We start from the raw sequence: 22,087 nt of genomic DNA on the forward strand, positions 1-22,087 counted from the left end.
CATCAGCCGACTCTGCTTATTTCATTCCATACTATATCGGCCAGGCTATTTAAGCTGCTCATATAATAAACCAAGAATTCGATTAGTTGCCCCCGATTCTTCAGATATACCATCCTGATTCAACACCTTAACCTCGCTGTTAGCACCGACTTCACTTACCTGAATACGATATCGTTCCGCTTTTGAGTTAGTATCACTTCGCCAGAAAGCGAGTTTAGAAAGTATCCCTTCGCCTTCACCAGCCTTTCGGCTTTCGAAATCAGGATCAGCATAACGAACAAAATAAACCCCACTTGATCTATCTCGATCTTCAACAGTAAAACCCACACGATCAAGCGCCAATCCTACTCGACGCCATGCCCGATCAAATGTTTCACTAATGATTAGCACTCCCCCTCTTGCTTTATCCATATAAGCCTGCTCTTTAACGACAGCGGCGCCATTGGTTGCAGCAGCCACTTCTTGTCTGGCAAGTCCTTCTTCTGCACCAAAGCGCATCATCAACCGCGCAAGCATTTCAGCCTCCAAATCAGGATCAGCAGGACGTGGTTGCCAAATAGTACGTTGTGTACTTCTGTCCGCAAGCACTTCATCCATACCCCGATGACTGATGTAAATTTCGGTTGCGCCTGATTCGCTTCGTTCTAGTCGCGTACGAAATTTGTCACGTTCCGAAGTTGAGTACAAGCTATCGAGAAAAGTTGAAAGAACGCTACGAATGATATCCTGTGGAATTTTTGCACGATTCTCAGCCCAGTCCGTCTCCATAATTCCCACATCAGGCGCTTCAATCTTGATTAGGAATCCCAAATCCTGCCAGAACTCTTTGACTATTGGCCAAACATCTTCGGGAGCTTGATGAATCACTAACCACCGTTGGGTACCCGATCTAGCAATATAAGCAGCATCTTTTGCTACCGGCAATATAGCGCTACTGTAGGTTCGCGGTTGCTCCTCACGTTCTTTGTTATAGGTAGAAAATGTTGCACTTCCTGAAGAGGGAATGTCAGGTACCGCATAACGATTATCTGTTGATGGTGCCGTCAGATCAGGCGGTATTTCCAATGGGGGTATTTTACCCGCCGATTTATAATCTATTTTTTTACTCTCAGGCAATAAATTACAACCAGAAACCATCAACACCCATACTATACTTAATATGATTGTTCTTTGGTGTTTTGTTCTCGACATCACAAACCTTTAAATCAGGACCTCAGCTTGTTTCATGGCATCTCTGATCAATTGATGGAATTGACTTGGGAGCGGCGTTAGAGGTAACCGAATGCCCGACCCTATCAAACCCATTTGGGTAACAGCCCACTTTACTGGGATTGGGTTCGCTTCAATGAATAAATCCATATGCAGCTTGAGCAGTTTATTGTTAATGGTACGAGCAGTAATCAATTCTCCTGCAAATGCTGCGGTACACATTTCGTGCATTAATTTCGGCGCAACATTTGCAGTCACTGAAATGACGCCATGACCTCCTAACAGCAGCAGCGCAAGCGCACTTGCGTCATCCCCGCTATATACGCAGAAATCCAGAGGTACACGATGTAATAAATCACAACCACGCGCAATGTTACCTGTCGCATCTTTTATTCCAATGATATTAGGAATTTGTGCGAGTCGAAGAACGGTATCGTTGGAAATATCAGCAACCGTTCTACCGGGTACGTTATACAAAATCGTCGGAATATCAACTGCTTCTGCCACCGCCTTGAAATGCTGATAGAGTCCTTCTTGAGTGGGCTTGTTATAGTAGGGAACCACAGACAAACAAGCATCTGCACCCGCATCTTTGGCATAAATGGTCAGATCTATGGCTTCTCTGGTGGAATTTGCACCTGTACCAGCGATGATCGGTATCCGGCCGGCAGCATGTGATACCGCAGTTCGTATCAGCAAATTGTGCTCATCAAAATCCACTGTAGGAGATTCACCCGTCGTGCCAACGATCACTATAGCATCTGTTTTTTGCGCAATATGAAAATCGATCAGCGCACAAAATCTTGCCAGATCCAGAGCGCCATCCTCAAACATGGGTGTAACAATCGCGACCAGACTACCTTTCAACATAGTAGGATCTACTTATAAAAAAACAATATTCTACCTGAAACTATCTATCACATGAATTATCGCTTAGCTTTCTTTTATAAACTCATGCAGACTTGGAAAATGTCAGAACGCTATTTACACAATCCACCCTGATCGTATCTTTAGCGGCAAAATTGCCTTGTAACAGCTCTTTCGCGAGCGGATTCTCGATTTGTGATTGGATAGCGCGTTTCAATGGGCGCGCGCCGAACACAGGATCAAAGCCAGCCTGCGCAAGCTCCGCTAAGGCAGCATCAGAGACTTCGAGCTTGATTTCCATTTTCGCCAATCGCGCTTCCAGGTTCCGTAATTGAATCTGGGCAATCGATTTAATATGCCTTTCATCCAGCGCGTGAAATACAACGACTTCATCAATCCGGTTAATAAATTCAGGGCGAAAATACGCCTTGACTTCTCCCATCACCGCAAGCTTGATGACTTGGTAATCATCTCCGCTCATTTGCTGAATCATTTGCGAACCCAAATTGGAAGTCATGACAATCACCGTGTTTTTAAAATCTACCGTACGCCCCTGCCCGTCTGTCATGCGGCCATCATCAAGCACCTGCAGTAAAACATTAAATACATCTGGATGGGCTTTTTCCACCTCATCGAGCAGAATCACCGAGTAAGGTTTTCTTCGCACCATTTCAGTAAGATAGCCGCCCTCCTCATAACCGACATAACCCGGAGGAGCACCTATCAAACGTGCCACCGAATGCTTTTCCATGAACTCCGACATATCGACACGAATCAAGTGCTCTTCGGAATCAAACAAGAATGCAGCCAATGCCTTGCATAATTCTGTTTTACCAACACCAGTGGGTCCCAGAAACAAAAAAGAACCATAGGGTCGATTAGGATCAGACAATCCTGAACGTGACCGACGGATGGCATCCGATACCAAGCGTGCCGCCTCATCTTGCCCCACCACCCGTTCGTGCAATTTTTGCTCCATTAACAACAACTTCTCGCGTTCACCTTGCATCATCTTGGCCACTGGTATGCCTGTTGCACGGGAAACCACCTCGGCAATTTCCTCAGCACCTACCTGAGTACGGAACAATTTCGGTTTATTTGCATCTTTAACTTGAACTGTAGCCTCGGCCTGCTGGATTTGCTCAGCAAGCTGCGCTTCCAGCTGAGGGATACGGCCGTATTGCAATTCAGAGACCTTTTGCCAGTCTCCTTTGCGCGTCGCGGCTTCCACTTCTTTTCTGAGCTTTTCCAATTCTTCCTTGATCTGTTGCGAGCCCTGCGCACGTGATTTTTCTGCCTTGAGAATTTCTTCAAGATCGGCGTACTCCCGCTCAAGTTTCTTAATCTCTTCTTCCAGCAGCGCAAGGCGTCTATGCGAGGCTTCATCTTTTTCTTTTTTCATCGCCTCACGTTCGATCTTGAGCTGAATCAGCCGACGATCAAGCTTATCCATTACCTCAGGTTTGGAATCCCGCTCCATGCGAATGCGTGCAGCCGCCTCATCAATCAAATCGATGGCTTTATCTGGCAGAAAACGATCGGTAATGTACCGATGAGATAACTCTGCAGCTGCCACAATAGCAGGATCGGTAATGTCCACGCCATGATGGAGCTCGTACCGCTCTTGCAAGCCGCGCAAGATGGCAATGGTCGCCTCAACCGATGGCTCATCAACCAGCACTTTCTGGAAACGGCGCTCTAATGCGGCATCCTTTTCGACATACTTGCGATATTCATCCAATGTGGTCGCCCCGACGCAGTGCAGTTCTCCCCTGGCCAGCGCCGGTTTGAGCATATTGCCCGCATCCATAGCGCCTTCGGCCTTTCCCGCACCTACCATGGTATGCAGCTCATCAATGAATACGATGGTACGGCCCTCATCTTGGGCCAGTTCCTTGAGGACTGCTTTCAGCCGCTCTTCAAATTCGCCCCGATATTTCGCACCAGCCAGCAATGCCGCCATATCGAGTGACAATACGCGCTTATTTTTCAACGTATCAGGTACTTCCCCGTTAACGATGCGCTGAGCCAACCCTTCTACGATAGCGGTTTTGCCTACTCCCGGTTCACCAATCAGCACCGGATTATTCTTGGTACGCCGCTGCAATACCTGAATGGTTCGCCGAATTTCATCATCCCGTCCGATCACGGGATCCAGCTTACCCATGCGTGCGCGTTCGGTTAAATCAAGGGTATATTTTTTCAATGCTTCACGGCTGCCTTCCGCTTCTGCACTGGACACATTCTCGCCACCCCGTACTGATTTGATCGCCTGCTCCAAAGCATTACGGTCAGCGCCATGTTGCTTTAGTAGTTGTCCGGTCTCGCCCTTATCCCCGAGCGCCGCAAGCAGGAACATTTCCGAGGCAATAAACTGATCGCCACGTTTTTGTGCTTCCTTATCGGTTAAATTGAGCAGGTTATTAAGGTCACGCGAGATATTGATTTCTCCGCCCGCTCCTTCAACTTTGGGCATACGTTCGATACTTTTCGTCAGCGCCTCGCGCAGCGGACCAACGTTAACACCTGAGCGTTGCAGCAACGAAGAAGTTCCGCCATCATCTTGTTGCAGTAGCGCAAGCAACAAATGCTGGGGTTCAATGTACGGATGATCCTTGCCCAGCGCCATGCTTTGTGCTTCGCCCAATGCCTGCTGGAATTTTGTAGTAAGTTTATCGAGACGCATAAAAGCTCCTGATGAGAATGTGGATTGACCTTACTATATGGGAACAGGCCGAAATTTCAACCCTTAACCCTTGAGAACTTCTTTATTAAACTCCCTACGCACTTCAGGATAAGGATACAGCATATTCAATGCGATGCTCTTTCCTGCGGTTTCTACGATTCGCACATGTTCACGTCGGAACTCACGGGCGTGCCTGAGTCCACAAGAATGCGCGATCATGCCAATTTCCTTATTAACATTCGTCGCATAGTTAGCGACGCGCAAATATTTCTCCTCAACGACCAGGCCATGTTGCAACCGTGGATTATGCGTTGTCACGCCTGTTGGGCAGGTATTCAGGTGGCAGCGCATCGCCTGAATACAACCCAACGAAAACATAAAACCGCGTGCCGAATTGACAAAATCTGCACCGGCGCATAATGCCCACGCGCCATGCGCCGAGGTTACCAGTTTACCTGCCGCAATGACACGTATCCGTTTCTTCAAATCGGATTCAATGAGTGCGTCCACCACGCGCGGCAACGCCTCTGCAATCGGCAGACCCGCATGATCGACGAGTGTTTGAGGCGCGGCGCCGCTGCCACCTTCTCCACCATCGATGGTCAGAAAATCAGGCGCGTACTCTAACCCACGCTGATGAATGGTATCGCAAAGCTCATTGATAAAGCGCCAGCCGCCAATGGCCGTCTTGACACCTACCGGACGTCCGGTTAAATCGCGGATATAGGCAATTTTATCGAGCAGCTCATCGATGTTGCCAATATCATAATGGCGATTGGGGCTGATAGAATCCTGAAAAGCAGGAATACCGCGAATAGCCGCAATCTCAGGATGCACCTTGGGACCAAGTAGTACGCCCCCCTTGCCTGGCTTGGCGCCCTGTGAAAGCTTGATCTCAAAGGCCTTGACGAATGACGCAATTTCCTTGGCACGCGCGGGAGAAAAATTGCCGTTTTCATCCCGGATGCCATATTTGGCGGTACCGATTTGCATGATCACATCGCACCTGCCTTCTTTATGATAGGGTGAAAGCCCACCCTCTCCGGTATTGAGCCAGCACCCGGCCTTGGCCGCACCCAGTGACAAGGCACGCACCGCTGGCGCGGAAATGGCGCCATAACTCATGCCACTGATATTGATAATCGATTTGGCTTCAAAAGGGTGCCGGCAATAACCTTCACCAATTAATAGCGAAGGCGTTGGTAACTGATCTTCTTCCAGAATGGGAAAAGCCGCATTGACGAAAATGATCGCACCGGGTTCCCGCAAGTCATAAGTCGACCCAAAGCCGATAATTCCCCCCTTATTCTTGGCATTTTTATATACCCAAGACCGGGTAGCACGATTGAAGGGTAATTCAGCTCGATCACCGGAAAACAAATATTGCCGAAAATACTTTCCCTGGATCTCGAAAAAATAGCGCAATCGGCCAATAATGGGATAATTGCGCAATATCGTATGCTGTTTCTGAGTGATGTCGCGGATAAATAGCGTGACCACAGCGCCCACGATGATTAATCCCAGGATAGTGCCAATACTATAAATGATCAGATTCGTGACGTTCGACATGTTGAATTCAATTACCTTCCTAAAATAATCGGTTACGCCCAGTAAGCAAATTTACTGAAAGCATCATGAGTTCATGCAGCTTGGATCATGAATTGAAGAATTCTATCCACTTAACGGGATAGATAGCTTATCGAAAATTGAGTATCCCATGGTATGGCATCAAGCAATCAAGAAGAATATCAGTCTGGCATTGATAGAACTATCCCGAATATTTCATAAATTGGCACGCGCGAATTTATGAAATATTCGGGCTATGGGTAAAGACGATTCAAGAAAAATAGGATGACATGCGATCTCCCGCTTCTTGTTACTCGAAACGGACCACAGTCAATCTTCGTTATTCAATCAACTCTTGAATAACGACTTCGAAGGACTCTTAGTGTCTGTCGATGTCTTCAACAATCGTGGTTGGGCGCATCCGCGCCGTGTTGTGAAATGACGTCAATGGCACACTCCGGTTCATCAAATAGAGGCACAAGAAATCTCCCAGCTCGCCGTCTGCAGCGCGAGCAGCCTCGTTGGATGATGATGCCAGTTTGATACGGCGGCTTACAACGATTCAGGTGAAGCTTTACTCTCCAGTGGACAAGACAATTAACATGCGCAGAAACTCCATGATTTCGAAACGGAACACATCGTTATGATTCTTAATCAGCTGTTTATCAACCTTCACATTAAGGTAAGGATTGCGGATAACGGTCCGATCCAAACTCACCAATTCGGTGCTACCGAACTGCATCGTGCCTCCTGGTTGCTGCTGCGACCAGATATTTCTTGCAGTGTGGTAAGGCGCCTCCCTTTCATTGCTGGCAGGAAGTAATTCATGGCTCTGCAACGGTTCAAAGTGACCAACCGTGTGGCGATCTGCTGCACCTTCGCTGTAGGTGAGCGGCCGCTCGCAGTCGTTGCGTTCGATCATACCGTGGGTCTCGAAAAAAGTGGAGAAGACCCGGCCAATAGGGAAGAAATATTTGGTGGCATAGTCAGATTCGGAGGTCAGTATCACCAGACGCGGAGGCTGATCTTCGAAATAGCTGCAACGGGCCTGGGCTAAATCATAGAGTGGCGCGTACTTAAGCGCCTCGAAAGCAGGATTAAGCAGAACTACAAGATCTCCGAACCCCTTTGCGGTACCGACATAGTTTTTACCGGTGAGGCTGTCGACAAAACGGTTGGCAAGAATCTGGGCGGTAGCGCTATAGACCGCTGCGCCGCCAAAACTATGACCCACCACTACCAGACGGCTCTTCACCGGCGGCTCCTGGGTGTTCTTGACGTTGCTGATCTCCTCCAGCCGCACTAGCAGCTCGGTCATGCCAAGATACCCCACCTCATGCGCCGTATTCTTGCGCTCCCAGAAAGTGACGTTGTTCAGCAAGGGCACGCCAATCGATTCCCCGCGCCAGCCGACATAGACTCCCACCACCTTGCGGGGTGTTTTATGCAAGTGCAGGCTACTTTCAACCTGGCTCAGCTCTGCCAGGCTGGCCTTGAAATTCTCCACATTAGCATCGCCCTGCTTGGCGTCGTGATGCCAGCCATGAACAAAAACATTGATCAGTAAACTCTGGCTGGCCGCCATGATGTAAAGCTCGTCAAGCAGTGCCTGCATCTGCGCTCGGTCACGGAGTTGCCCTTGATCATCCATCTCGACAAAACCGAGCAAATATTCCTGATCTGTAGCCCTGTTGTGATACTGAATGGTATGAGATTCACACGACTCCTGCGGTGTCACTACACAGCTACTGAATCTGCTGCGATAGATATCATTCGAGGTGCAGGCAGACAGCAACGTGGTCAACAACGCCAACAGTAGTATTTTTTGAGTTGCAATATTCATCTGAAAACCCTCCTCTTTTTAATTTTGTCAACCAGTGATCTGACATCCTGCGCGCTCACCGGGTACAGGAAGATGCCGAAAGAACGAAGGTAGAGGAAAAACAAACACTTTCTCTATTACGCTATGATGCTTTAATAGATTATCGAAATATGCTGGTTAAAAAAATACGTACAAACACGTAAGAGTAATCTTTATTGACAGGCGATCAGGCATGCCCCTAAACATGACTTTTGGCTTTAAGAATCCGCTTTATGCCCTGAATGCTTCATTCATTGATCGGTCACTCAGGCTTTTCCCTGGTCGCAATATGCATTGAGGGAAAGTACGATGAAGTTACCAGTTGGACTTGATTTAAGGAGAAATCTTCCCGCGTTTGCGACGTAACGGAACGCAGGAAGGTTGATAACGCGTGTGTCAAACTTGGCTTACCTTACTCAAACCTCAAGATCAAGCGGCTCCAGGTATCAGCAAAAATGCCGTGATGATACAAATCTGGAGGCCATATGTGTATCTTCTCTTTTGGCATTCATCAGATTGAGTCATCCAGTCAAAATATCTCTGCAACAAATCCTGAGGCTGTTAGCACTTAACCTGTTTGCAAAACGCAGCCTGATTAGGTTAATCAAGACTGAACCACCACCAGATGATTATCAACTCATTCAGGAAACTCTATGGTAATGCAGAATTGTAGGACAGACAGAGAGTCTGCCCTTATCAACTTTTAAATCAAATTTGAACATCTAATTAATTACTCTTTAGCAACCGCTAATTCTGCCCGAATGCGATGTAATCTGGGATCATCTGGCAAGACAGACTCAGCCCTTTGCAGATACAGTCTGGCCTCATCGAGCCTGCCTTCAATGCTTGCTTTGGCGATAAATTGAACATAACGATCAACTATTCTCTGTAACCCGGAAAGCGCGCCCGCATTGCCTGGGTCGATGGCAAGCACCATTTGGTAGTATTTAAAGGCATTATCTCTTTGCGGTGTAGTGAAGCGCGCGGCTCTCATGGCTTTCTCAGCAGCCGCTAAGTGCGATTTGATTAATACCTCGTCAAATGTTTTATCTGACACATTCTGATACTTAGGCTGAGGTAGCGGAGAATCGGTTGCGGCCAACTGCAGGTCTTTATCGGATTCCAGATCAGTTGTTATCGTGACATCCTCTGGTACTGGTTCGGAAACCGGCGTGCTTGCTGGAGAAGGTATGTTTTCGGATATCTGATCACTTTCTGGCTGGCTTGATTGGGTAATGGCCAAAGCAACAGATAGGTCCTCTGGTGCCTCTGGCATGGTGGGGGTTTCATCAGTGCGATCCTCAGATGGAAGCTGCGCGGCGACTGTATCGGATTGATCATCTAATGATTCTGAAGTTTTTTCACCATACCATACGCCAACAGCAATCAATGCGATGATCCCAGCCATGACTCCAGCCACTATGGAATGTCTGTCTACCGAACTACGCATGGCCTCATCCGTGGCTTTTTGCTGGGAAGTAATAGCTTTGCCTTGCTCGCCGGTATACTCTGGTTTAAGCAGCGCCAGAATCTCCGCCGCAGATTGCGGTCGATCGTTATAGTCAGGCCGCAGCATCCAATTGATTGCTTGCAACCATTCCGCGGTATAGGGTGTCGCGGAGTCGGTGGGTAAAGTCATCGGATCGGGCTCACCGCTGCTTAATGCCATTATCCGGCTCTGAGCGGTATCGGGCTGGCGATGCGTCATACAATAGTACATCGTTGCGCCCAGCGCATAAAAATCAGTGGCAGGGCTGGATTGATTAGCCTGTTCATATTGTTCTACGGGCGCATAGCCAGCAGCTAATTCATCGGCAAGTTGAGAGGTACGCGCAGCAATCGCCAGGCGTGCCGCAGCGAAATGAGTCAGCAGCGGTTCGCCATTCTCGCTCAGAAAAATCGCTGCCGGCTGGATACCACCATGCACTATTTTGCATTCATGGATTTTCTGCAGCGCATTCAGAATCGATACCAGAATGAATTTTAATTCCGTTTCAGCCAGTGAAGCAGGAGGCTGGATTACCTTAGAAAGCGATACGCCTTCCTGGCGAGCCATAATCAGGTAAGCCGTTCCATTGAGCCGCAACACATTCTCAGCAGCGACAATATTGGGGTGTTCGATCTGTGTAAGACGCTCAGCCTGATCCAAAAATGCCTTTAACCCGTATTCGAAACTCTCTTTATCATCCAGAGATTTCGGTTCAACACTAGGACCATCATTTACACGCATGGCTAAATCGTGAGGAAAATACTCCTGGATATCGACCCGCTCCTTAAGATGATGATTCCAGGCATGATAGGTGATATCAAATGCGCCAATTTTTAAGGTATCCTTAATTTCGTAGACACCGAGTTGCGTACCTTTCGGCAGAATTTGATCATGTGTGTGCGTCATGATATGTATTACCCCTTTCTCTGATCTCGTTTAACGGATTGCTGAAAAGCCGCGGCAGTTGGTCATCTGTGCTATTACGCAGCACTCGCTCTCCTTGCCTATCTTACTTGATATGCCTCGGTTACTGTACTCCAAGCGCCTTGCATCTGACCATCTCTCAAAGTTCTTGGCTTTAGAACTTCTCATGAAGTATTCTTTGGAGTATCGGTAAATTACACCCATCTCCCAACAAAAGTCGTTCTTTGAATCTGGATTCACGATCTTCCCTATACACTCGGCCTCTTTTAACTACTTCGACCACGTAACCATTATCTGTAGCATTCTATGAAAATCCTTGTTTACAATGAGCTTAACCCCAAAACTATTCCGGGTTTCGCCAAGTTACAACAATACCTGGAAGATGATAACTTCAAATCGGCTGATGTTAAAAAGGTCGGCAATAATTTATATCGAGCCAAGCTTAATCAGCGTGATCGGTTGCTGTTCTCGGTTTATCGTTACCAAGAAGAAAATTATGCGCTGATTCTGGAATTTATCAAAAATCATGCTTACCAGGATTCGCGTTTTCTACGTCAGGTCAGCCATATTAATGAAGATAACATTCCGCTCATACTCAAACCTGATGAAATCAGCGAAAAACAGCTGTTTTATCTTAATCCCAACCATACGTCGTTTAATCTGCTGGACAAAATCATCTCTTTTGATGACCGCCAACAATCAATTTATGATTTGCAGCCGCCGCTTATTGTGATCGGTTCGGCTGGCAGCGGCAAGACAGCGCTGACGCTGGAAAAAATGAAACAGGCGGTAGGGGATGTGCTGTATGTAACCCAGTCTGCCTATTTGGTCAAGAATTCCCGCGATTTGTATTACGCGCATCATTACGATAACCCTGATCAGCAGATTGATTTTTTATCGTTCCAGGAGTTTCTCGAGAGTATTCGCGTGCCGGAAGGCAAACCTGTCACCTTTCAGGCCTTTCAGCAGTGGTTTAGCCGCTATCGTCAGGGGCCATTGAAAGATGCACATAAACTGTTCGAGGAGTTTCGCGGCGTTATCACTGGGCCCGCCACCGATAAAAGCTGGTTAAGCCGTGCAGATTATCTGAATCTGGGCGTGAAAGAATCTATCTTTCTGAGCGAAGAACGCGAGCTGGTATATGACGTATTTGAAAAATACCTGGCTTTCTTACAGAAAGAACACCTTTATGATAGCAATATCGTCAGTCATCAGTACCTGCAACACTCACAACCACGCTACGATTTTGTCGTAGTTGATGAAGTACAAGATTTAACCAATATACAGCTCTACCTGATCATCAAATCGCTCCGTCAAACACAGGATTTTATCCTGTGCGGCGACTCCAATCAGATCGTTCATCCCAACTTCTTTTCCTGGTCGAAAGTAAAAAGCCTGTTTTATCGGCAGGATGATATTCAGCCATCCAACGAACTGATCCGGATTCTGAACACCAACTACCGTAATTCACCGCAAGTTACCGATATTGCCAACAAGATTTTAAAAATTAAAAACCAGCGCTTTGGCTCCATCGACAAAGAAAGCCATTATCTGGTTGAAAGCAACGGTCACAACCAGGGCCAAGTGTTATTTTTGCAGGATACGGCTTCAGTTCGCCAGGAACTGGACAGCAAAACCAGAGCTTCTACGCTGTTCGCCATTATCGTCATGACAGCCGAGCAGAAACCAGCAGCACAACAGTATTTCAGCACCCCGCTGATATTTACCATTCAGGAAGCCAAGGGGCTGGAATATGAGAACATCATCCTCTACAACTTCCTGAGCCAGGAAGAAAGCCGCTATCGTGAAATCAGTAAGGGTGTCAGCCCTGCTGATCTGGATCAGGACATTAAATATGCTCGCGCCAAGGATAAAACCGACAAATCGCTGGAGATCTACAAGTTTTATATCAATGCGTTGTATGTTGCGCTGACCAGGGCGGTTAAAAACCTGTACTGGATTGAAAGCAACCCCAGGCAGCCGTTGCTGGATCTGCTGGGGTTGCGCAACGCCCAGGAAAGTCTGCAGCTTGCCAGCCAGCAATCCAGTCTGGATGCCTGGCGCCTAGAAGCGCATAAACTCGAACTCCAGGGCAAGCAGGAACAAGCTGAGCGTATACGCAATGAAATTCTCAAACAAAGAACACCGGACTGGCAAATCATCAGCAACGCAACACTGATCGGTCTAAAACAGAAAGCCTTTGACCATGCTGACAAGAACGCCAGAATGACTCTGCTCGAATACGGCCTGGTTTATGAAAACCAAGACATCATAGATAGCTTGCAGAACGCCGGATTCAAAGCCGCACAACATCCTGAAAAAAGCTTGCAGATGCTGCAACAAAAGCACTACAGCGCCTACAGCTTTAAAAAACCCGACGCTGTCCTCAAGCATGTCGATCTATATGGTCCGGATTTTCGCAATATTTTTAATCAAACGCCGCTAATGGTCGCTGCCTGGATGGGCAATACCGAAGTAATCAAGGCGCTGGTTGAATTGGGCGCCGATACTGAAAAAATCGACAGCAACGGTCTAATCGCGTTTCAAATCGCGCTTGCGCAAACGGCTCGCAGCGAAAGCTATGCCAAAAAAAAACTGGCCGATATCTACGAGCAGCTCGAACCCACCAACATGAGCATTCAGGTCGACGGTCATTTGATCAAACTCGACCAGCACACCATGGAGTTCTTCATGCTCAATCTAATGATCTCCCTGTCTTGTCGCGTAATGACGAAAAAAACGTTTTACCGGCCTGCCGGTTTCTCCAGCCAGGATTTTATCGATGCAGTGCAGCACATTCCCTACAGCATTTTGCCTGAACGGCGCAAACAACGGGCTTATCTGTCCAGTATTCTGGCGAAGAACGAAATCAACAAGGACGATCGCTACAACCGCAAATTGTTTTACCGCATCATGCGTGGAACCTATATTTTCAATCCTGGTTTGGCACTCAAAGTGGAAGGAGAATGGATCAATATTTATGATTTATTGGCTATAGAAAAATCGGTACTGCAATAACTAAAACCTATCGTATCGCGCTTAATCTTTTAGTAGTTGTAGGGTGCCAATAAGCGAAGCGCATTGCACCGGTATTTTTTTAATTCGGCGCAATAAAAATTGCGCCCTATGCTTGCTTCAGAAGATTGATATCATTCCCCTTTTCGATTACAGCGGGGTTAAGAAAGATATGCCATTCGTACCTACTGCGGAACCGTTTTGGAGACGTTGTACAAACTGGCTCCCTCGCGTCTCGCTCTCATCGCCGAACACTCGCGCCACTCTCCCCTTATGGAAGCTCGACAGCTGCTTACCAAACGGAATGACGAAATCTCCCTGGTCACCATACAGCTCTCTATGCAGCTTTGGCAGCTCGTGCCAGGGAGCTGTAGGCTTTGCATGATGGGCGTTGTGGTAACCGAAGTTGAGCGTAAGAAGATTTAGCCACGGATGGTTGACTGAGATCAGGTTGCTGAATGTATGAGACTCTTCATAATCCCGATCGCCCCTGTGCTTTACCAGGTCGAAGTGATGATCGGTTGCCAGCATCAGGCCATAGTTATGCTGAAGCGCATCCATGAAGCGCAAAATCGTCAAGAAAATGGTATAGGCGATGACATAGCATATGTAGGCCATTGGCGAATAGAGGAACACTGCGAGAAGCAAGCTGAATCTGATCATGATTATCAGGGTGACTCGCAACCGCTGGTTCTTTTTGTCCTTAAAAAGGAACGGCGCAAGCATGAGTACTCCATGCATGAGAAACTCCACAACGGGTATATACAACCACTCCAATCCCTGCACAATTTTGCGCTGAATTGGAGCGTGCGCGAGATAACCTCTGTAGTCAAGCGTTATGACATCGGCGTTATTCACGTGGTGCTGCATGTGATTAGCGCGCAAATCTTCGTAAGTTCCGTAACAACTGCCAGTAAGCCAATTTAACGCCTTTCCCAGCATGGCATTATGACGCGGCGACTTGAATAGGGTATTGTGCCCACAATCGTGGATCATATAAGCGGCAATCACCATGCCGTGAGCCATCGCGAGTGTGCCAATAATCATAAAGACTGGGTTCAGGGATAGAATAAGTGCTGCTCCACCAAAATAAGCCAATTGACAATAAAGCAGAACCGAAATGGTTGGACGCAAGCTGCCCTTGTAACGAAGCCAGATTTTCTCTATTTTATGAATCATGATCGATAGCCTCCTTTTTAGCTAATTCTTGAATTACAGAAACACCCAAACAGAAGCAATTATGCATGCAAATTTACATGCAATCAAGCGATAGAATGATGCCGAACTAACAGGAGTGGATTCCGAAAATGCAAACAAAAATCAAAACCTTGGCCAAACCCAAGAAATACCCAAACACCAGGCGCCGTCAGTTCATTCAGCTAATTAACTGTACAGATCACTATTGGATGGAAGTTCTGGGAGATGAACTCTTCCACGACCTGAACTACTATGATCTCTTCACACAAATGTGGCTGAGGCGCAATGATACTTTTTACAAGTCCGAGCTGCATCGGCTCATGCCACACATTAGTCAGCGCACCGCTGTCAAATATATTCAGATTGCCATCGATCACGGCTTCCTCGTCGAGCATCCGGACCCGGAAGATCTGCGTTCAAAGCGGATCACGATGTCTGCAGATCTCAAGCGAAAAATCGAGCTTTTCCTCGATTACTCCATTTCAGTGTTCGAAACATTTTCTTTACCGGATTCTCAGCCCCCCCATTCATAACAAAATGCTGTATCTCGCCAAACCCAGAGGGCTGCTGACCTTGGTTATTGAACTTCAACTCTGCACCTGTGACCAGCATATCAACAACGCCATTCACCACGAATGCACGAATACCACAGAAAGCACAGAAAGGGTCTAGGTCCAAGATCAAGAATTCTTGTTCTTGCGAATAACACCCCCCAATCGTCGCTCTTATTTTCTTGATTCGCGACCTGACCCCGATGTGGAGATCTTTTATAACCGGCAGCGCAAACAGGAAAAATTGGGTTACCTATCACCAGCAGAATTTACACAGCGATACTATGCAAATCTACTCGCTGCTTAATCATATGGACTCCATATTTGACAACACATATCACTCCGTATTGGCACGCTTCAATCGGACTTATGTTTTCAATCCTGACCTGGCGCTCAAAGTGGAAGGAGAATGGATCAATATTTATGATTTATTGGCTATAGACTGGCAAGCACAGCAATCTCAAGACCGGCAGGACAAGCAACCGGAATAGCTCTTTTCTTAATTTGCTTTGTTATTTATTCCAGCTATACTTGTACAATTTATTGGCCAAGTTAAACAAATATCAGTTATGAAAGTTGTAACCTATTCCTATGCGCGTAACGCACTAAAATCCATATTAGACGATGTTGTTCGTGATGCAGATGTAACCATCATCAGCCGTCGTGATGCAGAAGGTGATGCAGTAGTCATGTCACTGGATAGCTACAATAGCATTATGGAAACCTTGCATCTGACCAGTCATCCTGCCAATGCAGCCGCGTTGGCACGGGCAATTGCACAAGACAAAGCCGGGCAGGCGCAAGAGCATTCACTCCACCCCATTGATTGACGGTGCGCGCCATTCGATTTGTTCCCGATGCATGGGAAGCTTATTTGTATTGGCAAAAGCAGGACAAAAAGACGCTCAAGCGGATAAATCTGCTGATCAATGCGACCGTAAGTGACCCATTTACCGGAATCGGCAAACCCGAGCCGCTACGGGGCGAATTATCAGGCTACTGGTCCAGACGTATTGATGAGAAAAATCGATTGGTATATCGAGCAACTGATACCGAACTGGTCATTATTGCTTGTCGTTTTCACTATGACGATTAAAGGTAATAGCGGACGGACGGCAATAGAAAAATCGTGCCCCCTACTTACTATTTAATTCTTTTGAAGATCTCATGTAACTACTGACCCCAAAAAAATAGAGAGCAATAACTTCTTCGTCGCTAAAACTTAAATCCGCGTAATTGCTTATAGACAAAATTAACAACGGGCAAATTAATCTCAAGCAAGCATATACTCATGAGCGAATACCAGTATTACGAATTTATGGCTGTCGAGTCGACCAGCCGCTTACCTCCCAGCAACAAGCCGAGCTGCGCAGTCGTTCATCGCGTGCCACAATTACCGCCACAAGCTTCATTAATGAGTATCACTGGGGCGATCTAAAAGGCGACCCGCTGAATTGGATGCAACGCTATTTCGATGCGCACGTCTATTCGGCTAACTGGGGGTCGTGCTGTTTGATGCTACGTTTACCAATTTCTTCATTGGATGCGGAAACTCTGAAGCAATTTACTGCACTCTCCCAAACAGATGCGCAATCATTTTATGTTGAGGCCTTTGTCGTTACCCAAACATCTAACCATTGGATACTCCAATGGAATTTTAACGACGATTCCGGGCGCTACGAACGCTTCTGGAGCCAAGAGGACGGTCCAGGGTGGATGGCTAGCTTACTTCCGATACGCGATGAGCTAATGCGCGGTGATACACGTCCACTTTACTTGGGTTGGCTGGCTCGGGTATGTAATGGGGAGATAGGTCAGAATGATCTCGAACCTCCGATTCCTCCAGGCCTTCAATCGCTCACACCTGCACAGACTGCATTGACTACCTTCTTGTTGATCGACCCAGATTGGCTGGCCGCTGCCGCCACAGCCAGTCAAGCTTTACCTGCCCGCAATAATATTGATCCCGACATCAATAACTGGATTGCAACCCAGTCGTTAGATGATATGCGTGCAACTATGCGTTTGCTTTTGGAAAAACGAGGACAGGAAGCTGAGCGTAAGTTACAGCAGCGTTTCTTGAGCTGGCAGCGAGAACACTTGCCAAACTCTCAGAATCCAATGCGTCGCACCATGGCTGAAATCGATGTTGCGCGCGATATCACCAGAATCAAGCGTCTTGGACACGAGCAACAACTGCAAGCAGCTGAGGATGCAAAACGTCAAGCAGAACGCAAACAATATTTGGAACAATTGGCTGCCGATTCAAAAACAGCATGGGCGATGATCGATAAAACGTTACAACGTGGCTCCGGCCTTGCCTATGATCAGGCCCTAAAGGCGTTGATAGATCTTTCCGAAGCTTTGAATCAGGCAGGACGCGAAGATGATTTTCGCCACAGCTTAGTGAAACTGCAAAGCGTACACAGCAAACGTAGCGCGTGGGTGAAAAGGCTAGTGAATGCGGGCATTGTTCATCCTGACAAGATATAGAAGCATGGTCATTTAACTACAAAGCACAATGAGGGGCCTATCATTCGACATTGATAAGCAGGTATTTTGATGTGAGCTGGGCGATCGTGAGCCAGATAGTCAAATGGGCTGAAAGGAAAAGTAAGAAAAGTCAAATGTAAGGCATGACCCTAACCCAAATGTCATGATCTCCGGAACTATATATCATTCCATTTTGATGATATACAGTTAGCAAATCGGGCTAATACTGCAATTTTATTATTCCTTATTCTGGAATATGCTAGATATACAGAAACTATATAATTACTTGTTAGGGGAAATAGGATCACAGAATGAACTTTATCTATGTAGACAATTATCGAGGTTTCTCTAAAACGTTAGTACCTATTGATGATGTTAATTTTTTGGTTGGAGAAAACAGCACTGGCAAAACATCAATATTAGGTTTGATCAAGTTACTATCACCACCTGATTTTTGGTTAAAGAATGAATTCGATTTTAGAAAAGTAGGATTTGGAACATTTAGAGATGTTGTCAGCATTAGTTCATTAGATAAATCCTATTTTTCGGTAGGTTTGGTATTTGATCAAGGCCTTGGGCGAAAAAATAATTCAAAGAATAAACCAAGAAAATCACTGCAGGAAGATCATTCTTCTCTTATTGCCTTGATAATGACATTTACAGAGCATGAGGGCATACCAAAACTGTCGTCACTTATTAGTTATAGAAATGGAATGGAGGTGTTAGTTAAATATGTTGGGAAAAGCATTAGATATAAGTATCGTAAAATTCAAAGGAATTTAAGCGCCGTAGAGTTTATTGACACAGAATTCAATGCGTGGGTGGATGAGTACAAAGAAGATTCAACTGGCTACACCATATTAAAAGAATCAAAGTTTTTTTTAAGGCAGGCACCTCCTATCGTCATAATCTCATATATAGAAGACATATTAGACTCAGAAAGCTCCGACAATGATCGTGTTCAATTTGAAGTATCCTCTTTCTTTCATGATATAGCCTGGCTAGCTCCAATTCGCTCCAAACCGAGAAAAACATATGATGAATTCAGCCTAGAATTTTCACCTGAAGGCGATCATACGCCGTATCTGATAAAGAAAAAATTAGATAGCAAACAAGATTCAGAAAAATTTATAAAATTTATTCAAAAAGTTGGAGGGAATAGTGGACTGTTTAAAGGGGTGGAGATCAAGAATTATAGTCGTGGAACCACAGCTCCCTTTGAGCTAGATGTCATTCTTGGAGAGCATCCTTTAAGCGTTAGCAGCGTTGGCTATGGTGTCTCACAAGCATTGCCAGTCATCGTGGAAATATTTTCACGTTCAAGGAATTCTTGGTTTGCAATTCAACAACCCGAAGTTCACCTTCATCCAAAAGCCCAGGCAGCATTGGGGGAAGCATTTTTTGATATGGCAATCTTGGAAAATAAAAAATTTATAATAGAAACCCACAGCGATTACGCAATCGATAGATACAGGATATTGCTTAGAAAATCAGAGCAGAAGCCTAGATCACAAGTTTTGTTTTTTGAAAGAACCGAGTCGGGCAATAAGGTCACACGCATTGAAATAGATGAGTCAGGAGAATTCGATTCCAATCAACCGGAGTCATACCGCGAATTTTTCATGAAAGAAGAAATGGAATTGCTGGGCCTCTGATTATGTGCTTCGTGCTAGATGCAAATGTATTTGGAGCCTTTTTTGATCCAAGCAATGAAAATCACGAGAATTTCCAGCCCGCTCTAAATTGGGTAGTAACCGGGAAAGGGAAGCTGGTTTATGGCGGCACTAAGTACAAAAATGAAATGAAGACAGCAAAAAAGTATTTAAAATTTTTTGCCTCTTTGGAGCGAGCAGGAAAGATGGTTCCTATTTGTGATACAGATGTTGATGCATATGAGGCTAAACTTACCGAATTAGAACCAAACAAGGACTTTGATGATCCACACCTTATTGCAATAGTGCTTGCGTCGGGATGTAATATTATTTGCACCAATGATAAGCGGGCGATGCCTTATTTGAAGCGAACTGAGTTTTACAAAGGAAGGGTTAAAAAACCAAAAATATATCAATCAATACGAAATGTTTCGTTACTTACAGATAAACACATTGCCAGCATATGCACCCCTTGCAATAAATTAAGTAGGAATCAGATTGGTACTCTTGGCACCCCCTAACAATGCCGTAAACGCAGACGCATTCTTCGTTCGCTGCACTCACTACAAAAAAATTCTGGGGTCAGGCCTTACAATTGACATTCCCGCCTCCCTCACCCTTCCTGCCTGTTTAGCCAGCCGAATCACGATCACGTAACTCACACCAAAATATTCACTCACTTATCTATGCTAAATTCAATGGTAAACCCTTAGATGCGAGCATTGATGATTCGCTAACTGCAGGGAGTTTTTTAATCCCCAACAATCCTGCCATGCCCTCTGGTCAGATAGTCCTCTGACTGCATTTCCATCAACCGGGAAATTGCGCGTTCAAATTCAAAGCTGACCGTACCTCCTGCATAAAGCGATTGAGGGGGCACAGCGGCCGAGCATAAGAATTTGACGTTATGCTCGTAGAGCGCATCGATAAAAGTGATGAAACGTTTGGCTTGATCGCTATTTTCCTGGCTGAATTGTGGGATCGCAACCATGATGACGGTATGATAGGTTCTGGCGATGGCGAGATAGTCTGCTGAGCCCAGCGGGTTCGCGCATAGCCGTTTGAACGAGAAAACCGCTACGCCACGCGCCGCCTTGGGGACAAACAATGTGCGCCCCTGCACATTCAGCGTTTCGCTGGGCACCTTTGCCCGATCTTCCACACGTCGATCAGTCAGGCGGAAAAAGGTTGCCGATAATTGAGCGGTGGTTTCCTCATTAATCGGGAAATAATACGTTTCAGCGCCCTTCAAACGGTGGTAGCGATAATCAATCAGTCCATCGAGCGGAACGACCTCAAGCCTTTCTTTGATCTGCTCAATGAAAGGCAGAAAACGCTGGCGATTCAAACCGTGCTTGTAAAGATCATCGGGCGGCCTGTTGGAAGTCACCACCACTATCACGCCTAGATCAAACAGCGCCGTGAACAATCGCGTCAGCACCATGGCATCCCCGATATCCGTGACTTGCAGCTCGTCAAAACAGAGTAGGGTCGCTTCACGGGCTATTCCCCGTGCGATAGCGGAAATCGGATCGGTATCGCTGGCACGCCCACCCCGCTGCGCCCGTTTCTGTGCAGCAAGATCATGCGCTTCCTTAAGTCGCGCATGAACATCTAACATGAATTCATGGAAGTGTACCCGCCGCTTGGATGTCGTAGGCGCCACAGAGAAAAAGAGATCCATCAACATCGACTTGCCGCGCCCGACTCCGCCATAGAGATAGATACCCTTAGGGGTGGGCTTATCCTTTCCTGACCAAGGGAAGAAGCCAGCAAGCCACCCATTTTTAAACGAGAATCCACGACGCTGACTGCCAATCTCGGGATAATCGATCAACTCGCGGTGTAATCGTTCCAATGAGGCCACCGCTTTGACTTGATTCGCATCCGGCTTGAGCTCCCCCGCCTGCATCAGTGTTTGATACTCAGCTTCAGGTCCGGTTTCTTCAATTGAGTATTTCATGTTTAACCGCTGAGACTATTAAATGAAGCGACGATATGGCAAAATTTCTCCAACTCATTACGCAAGGCCGCGAATGCTGCCCGGTCATGCGACTTGTTAACACACAAGGCAAAGCGGTTAAATACCGCCTCATCGTTGACTGTTTTTTTCTAGATAGACAGTCTCTGACTGACTCAATGCTGGCCTGATTATCATCAGCATTGCCGCAAATATCAACAACGATTTAATAGACTTCATGTTTCATTTTTGAATTGGAAATAACAAAAAAACACTGTTGCACCTAGCCCGAATATTTCATAAATTCGCGTGATGATCACGCAGGATTTTGATTAATAGGGAAGTTTTGAGAAGGAGGGGTGTAGTGATTCATACACCCGACTGAGCAAAATCTTTCTTATTAATCAAAAGACAAGTGAGGGGCACGTGCCAATTTATGAAATATTCGGGCTAGAGGTAGAATAAACGCTCTATTTGCATGAAGGCAAGAGAACCCTCCGTCCAGTATCAGGCAGTGAAAATAGCACGGCTTGAGCAAACCTCGGCACTGAGAACATCACTACGCGCGCTATCCTCACCTCCAGGCTTAGCAGAGAACAAGTGAAATCAGTACATCG

The 22,087-nt window shown here is 46.4% G+C and carries 17 protein-coding genes; 9 read left to right on the forward strand and 8 right to left on the reverse strand.

Annotated elements, in window-relative coordinates:
* Positions 1 to 45 precede the first annotated feature (45 nt).
* From bamC to BLW34_RS07555, 6 genes are all read right to left on the reverse strand, one after another.
* A complete protein-coding gene (gene bamC / locus BLW34_RS07525) occupies positions 46 to 1,191 on the reverse strand; it encodes an outer membrane protein assembly factor BamC (RefSeq protein WP_090577676.1) in 1,146 nt (381 codons plus the stop codon).
* Between the two features lie 9 nt (positions 1,192 to 1,200).
* Positions 1,201 to 2,079 carry a 4-hydroxy-tetrahydrodipicolinate synthase gene (dapA, locus tag BLW34_RS07530; protein WP_090577677.1) on the reverse strand — a complete coding sequence of 293 codons (879 nt, stop codon included), beginning with the start codon at positions 2,077 to 2,079 and terminating at the stop codon, positions 1,201 to 1,203.
* 82 nt (positions 2,080 to 2,161) lie between these two features.
* Complete coding sequence (gene clpB, locus BLW34_RS07535; RefSeq protein ID WP_090577679.1) at positions 2,162 to 4,762, reverse strand: ATP-dependent chaperone ClpB; 2,601 nt, start codon at positions 4,760 to 4,762, stop codon at positions 2,162 to 2,164.
* Between the two features lie 63 nt (positions 4,763 to 4,825).
* A complete protein-coding gene (locus BLW34_RS07540; protein ID WP_090577681.1) occupies positions 4,826 to 6,331 on the reverse strand; it encodes an FMN-binding glutamate synthase family protein in 1,506 nt (501 codons plus the stop codon).
* A gap of 571 nt (positions 6,332 to 6,902) precedes the next feature.
* Positions 6,903 to 8,171 (reverse strand): esterase, encoded by a 1,269-nt coding sequence (locus tag BLW34_RS07545; RefSeq protein ID WP_090577684.1) that lies wholly within the window; start codon positions 8,169 to 8,171, stop codon positions 6,903 to 6,905.
* A 748-nt stretch (positions 8,172 to 8,919) separates the two neighbouring features.
* A complete protein-coding gene (locus BLW34_RS07555) occupies positions 8,920 to 10,584 on the reverse strand; it encodes a protein kinase domain-containing protein (RefSeq protein ID WP_090577690.1) in 1,665 nt (554 codons plus the stop codon).
* Between the two features lie 324 nt (positions 10,585 to 10,908).
* Here BLW34_RS07555 and BLW34_RS07560 point away from each other — a divergent pair, with 324 nt between their 5' ends.
* Positions 10,909 to 13,620, forward strand: a complete 2,712-nt coding sequence (locus BLW34_RS07560) for a UvrD-helicase domain-containing protein (RefSeq protein ID WP_090577693.1) — start codon at positions 10,909 to 10,911, stop codon at positions 13,618 to 13,620.
* 147 nt (positions 13,621 to 13,767) lie between these two features.
* Here the strand turns inward: BLW34_RS07560 and BLW34_RS07565 are convergent, their stop codons facing one another.
* On the reverse strand, positions 13,768 to 14,796 hold the full coding sequence (locus tag BLW34_RS07565) for a fatty acid desaturase family protein (protein ID WP_090577696.1): 1,029 nt from the start codon (positions 14,794 to 14,796) through the stop codon (positions 13,768 to 13,770).
* 128 nt (positions 14,797 to 14,924) lie between these two features.
* On the opposite strand from BLW34_RS07565, the gene BLW34_RS07570 reads away from it, so the two are divergent.
* The 7 genes from BLW34_RS07570 (at position 14,925) to BLW34_RS07600 (ending at position 20,031) form a co-directional block, all read left to right on the forward strand.
* Complete coding sequence (locus tag BLW34_RS07570) at positions 14,925 to 15,347, forward strand: MarR family transcriptional regulator (protein ID WP_256203665.1); 423 nt, start codon at positions 14,925 to 14,927, stop codon at positions 15,345 to 15,347.
* A 329-nt stretch (positions 15,348 to 15,676) separates the two neighbouring features.
* Positions 15,677 to 15,856, forward strand: coding sequence for a hypothetical protein (locus tag BLW34_RS07575; protein WP_143037884.1), 180 nt, complete (start codon positions 15,677 to 15,679; stop codon positions 15,854 to 15,856).
* Positions 15,857 to 15,934: 78 nt separating this feature from the next.
* Complete coding sequence (locus tag BLW34_RS07580; protein WP_090542244.1) at positions 15,935 to 16,195, forward strand: type II toxin-antitoxin system Phd/YefM family antitoxin; 261 nt, start codon at positions 15,935 to 15,937, stop codon at positions 16,193 to 16,195.
* Positions 16,196 to 16,197: 2 nt separating this feature from the next.
* The gene (locus BLW34_RS07585; protein ID WP_090577781.1) at positions 16,198 to 16,461 is read left to right on the forward strand and encodes a Txe/YoeB family addiction module toxin; all 264 of its coding nucleotides are present in this window, start codon (positions 16,198 to 16,200) and stop codon (positions 16,459 to 16,461) included.
* A 140-nt stretch (positions 16,462 to 16,601) separates the two neighbouring features.
* The gene (locus BLW34_RS07590) at positions 16,602 to 17,858 is read left to right on the forward strand and encodes a hypothetical protein (RefSeq protein WP_218138804.1); all 1,257 of its coding nucleotides are present in this window, start codon (positions 16,602 to 16,604) and stop codon (positions 17,856 to 17,858) included.
* A gap of 311 nt (positions 17,859 to 18,169) precedes the next feature.
* The gene (locus BLW34_RS07595; RefSeq protein ID WP_090577784.1) at positions 18,170 to 19,513 is read left to right on the forward strand and encodes an AAA family ATPase; all 1,344 of its coding nucleotides are present in this window, start codon (positions 18,170 to 18,172) and stop codon (positions 19,511 to 19,513) included.
* An 11-nt stretch (positions 19,514 to 19,524) separates the two neighbouring features.
* On the forward strand, positions 19,525 to 20,031 hold the full coding sequence (locus BLW34_RS07600) for a type II toxin-antitoxin system VapC family toxin (RefSeq protein WP_143037885.1): 507 nt from the start codon (positions 19,525 to 19,527) through the stop codon (positions 20,029 to 20,031).
* A gap of 230 nt (positions 20,032 to 20,261) precedes the next feature.
* Here BLW34_RS07600 and zapE read toward each other — a convergent pair whose 3' ends face one another.
* Positions 20,262 to 21,473 carry a cell division protein ZapE gene (zapE, locus tag BLW34_RS07605; RefSeq protein WP_090577790.1) on the reverse strand — a complete coding sequence of 404 codons (1,212 nt, stop codon included), beginning with the start codon at positions 21,471 to 21,473 and terminating at the stop codon, positions 20,262 to 20,264.
* 35 nt (positions 21,474 to 21,508) lie between these two features.
* Between zapE and BLW34_RS16085 the strand changes: the two genes are divergently transcribed.
* Positions 21,509 to 21,661 (forward strand): hypothetical protein, encoded by a 153-nt coding sequence (locus tag BLW34_RS16085; protein ID WP_177165983.1) that lies wholly within the window; start codon positions 21,509 to 21,511, stop codon positions 21,659 to 21,661.
* Positions 21,662 to 22,087: the final 426 nt, after the last annotated feature.

Source organism: Nitrosomonas sp. Nm58, from assembly GCF_900107335.1.
GTDB lineage: Bacteria > Pseudomonadota > Gammaproteobacteria > Burkholderiales > Nitrosomonadaceae > Nitrosomonas.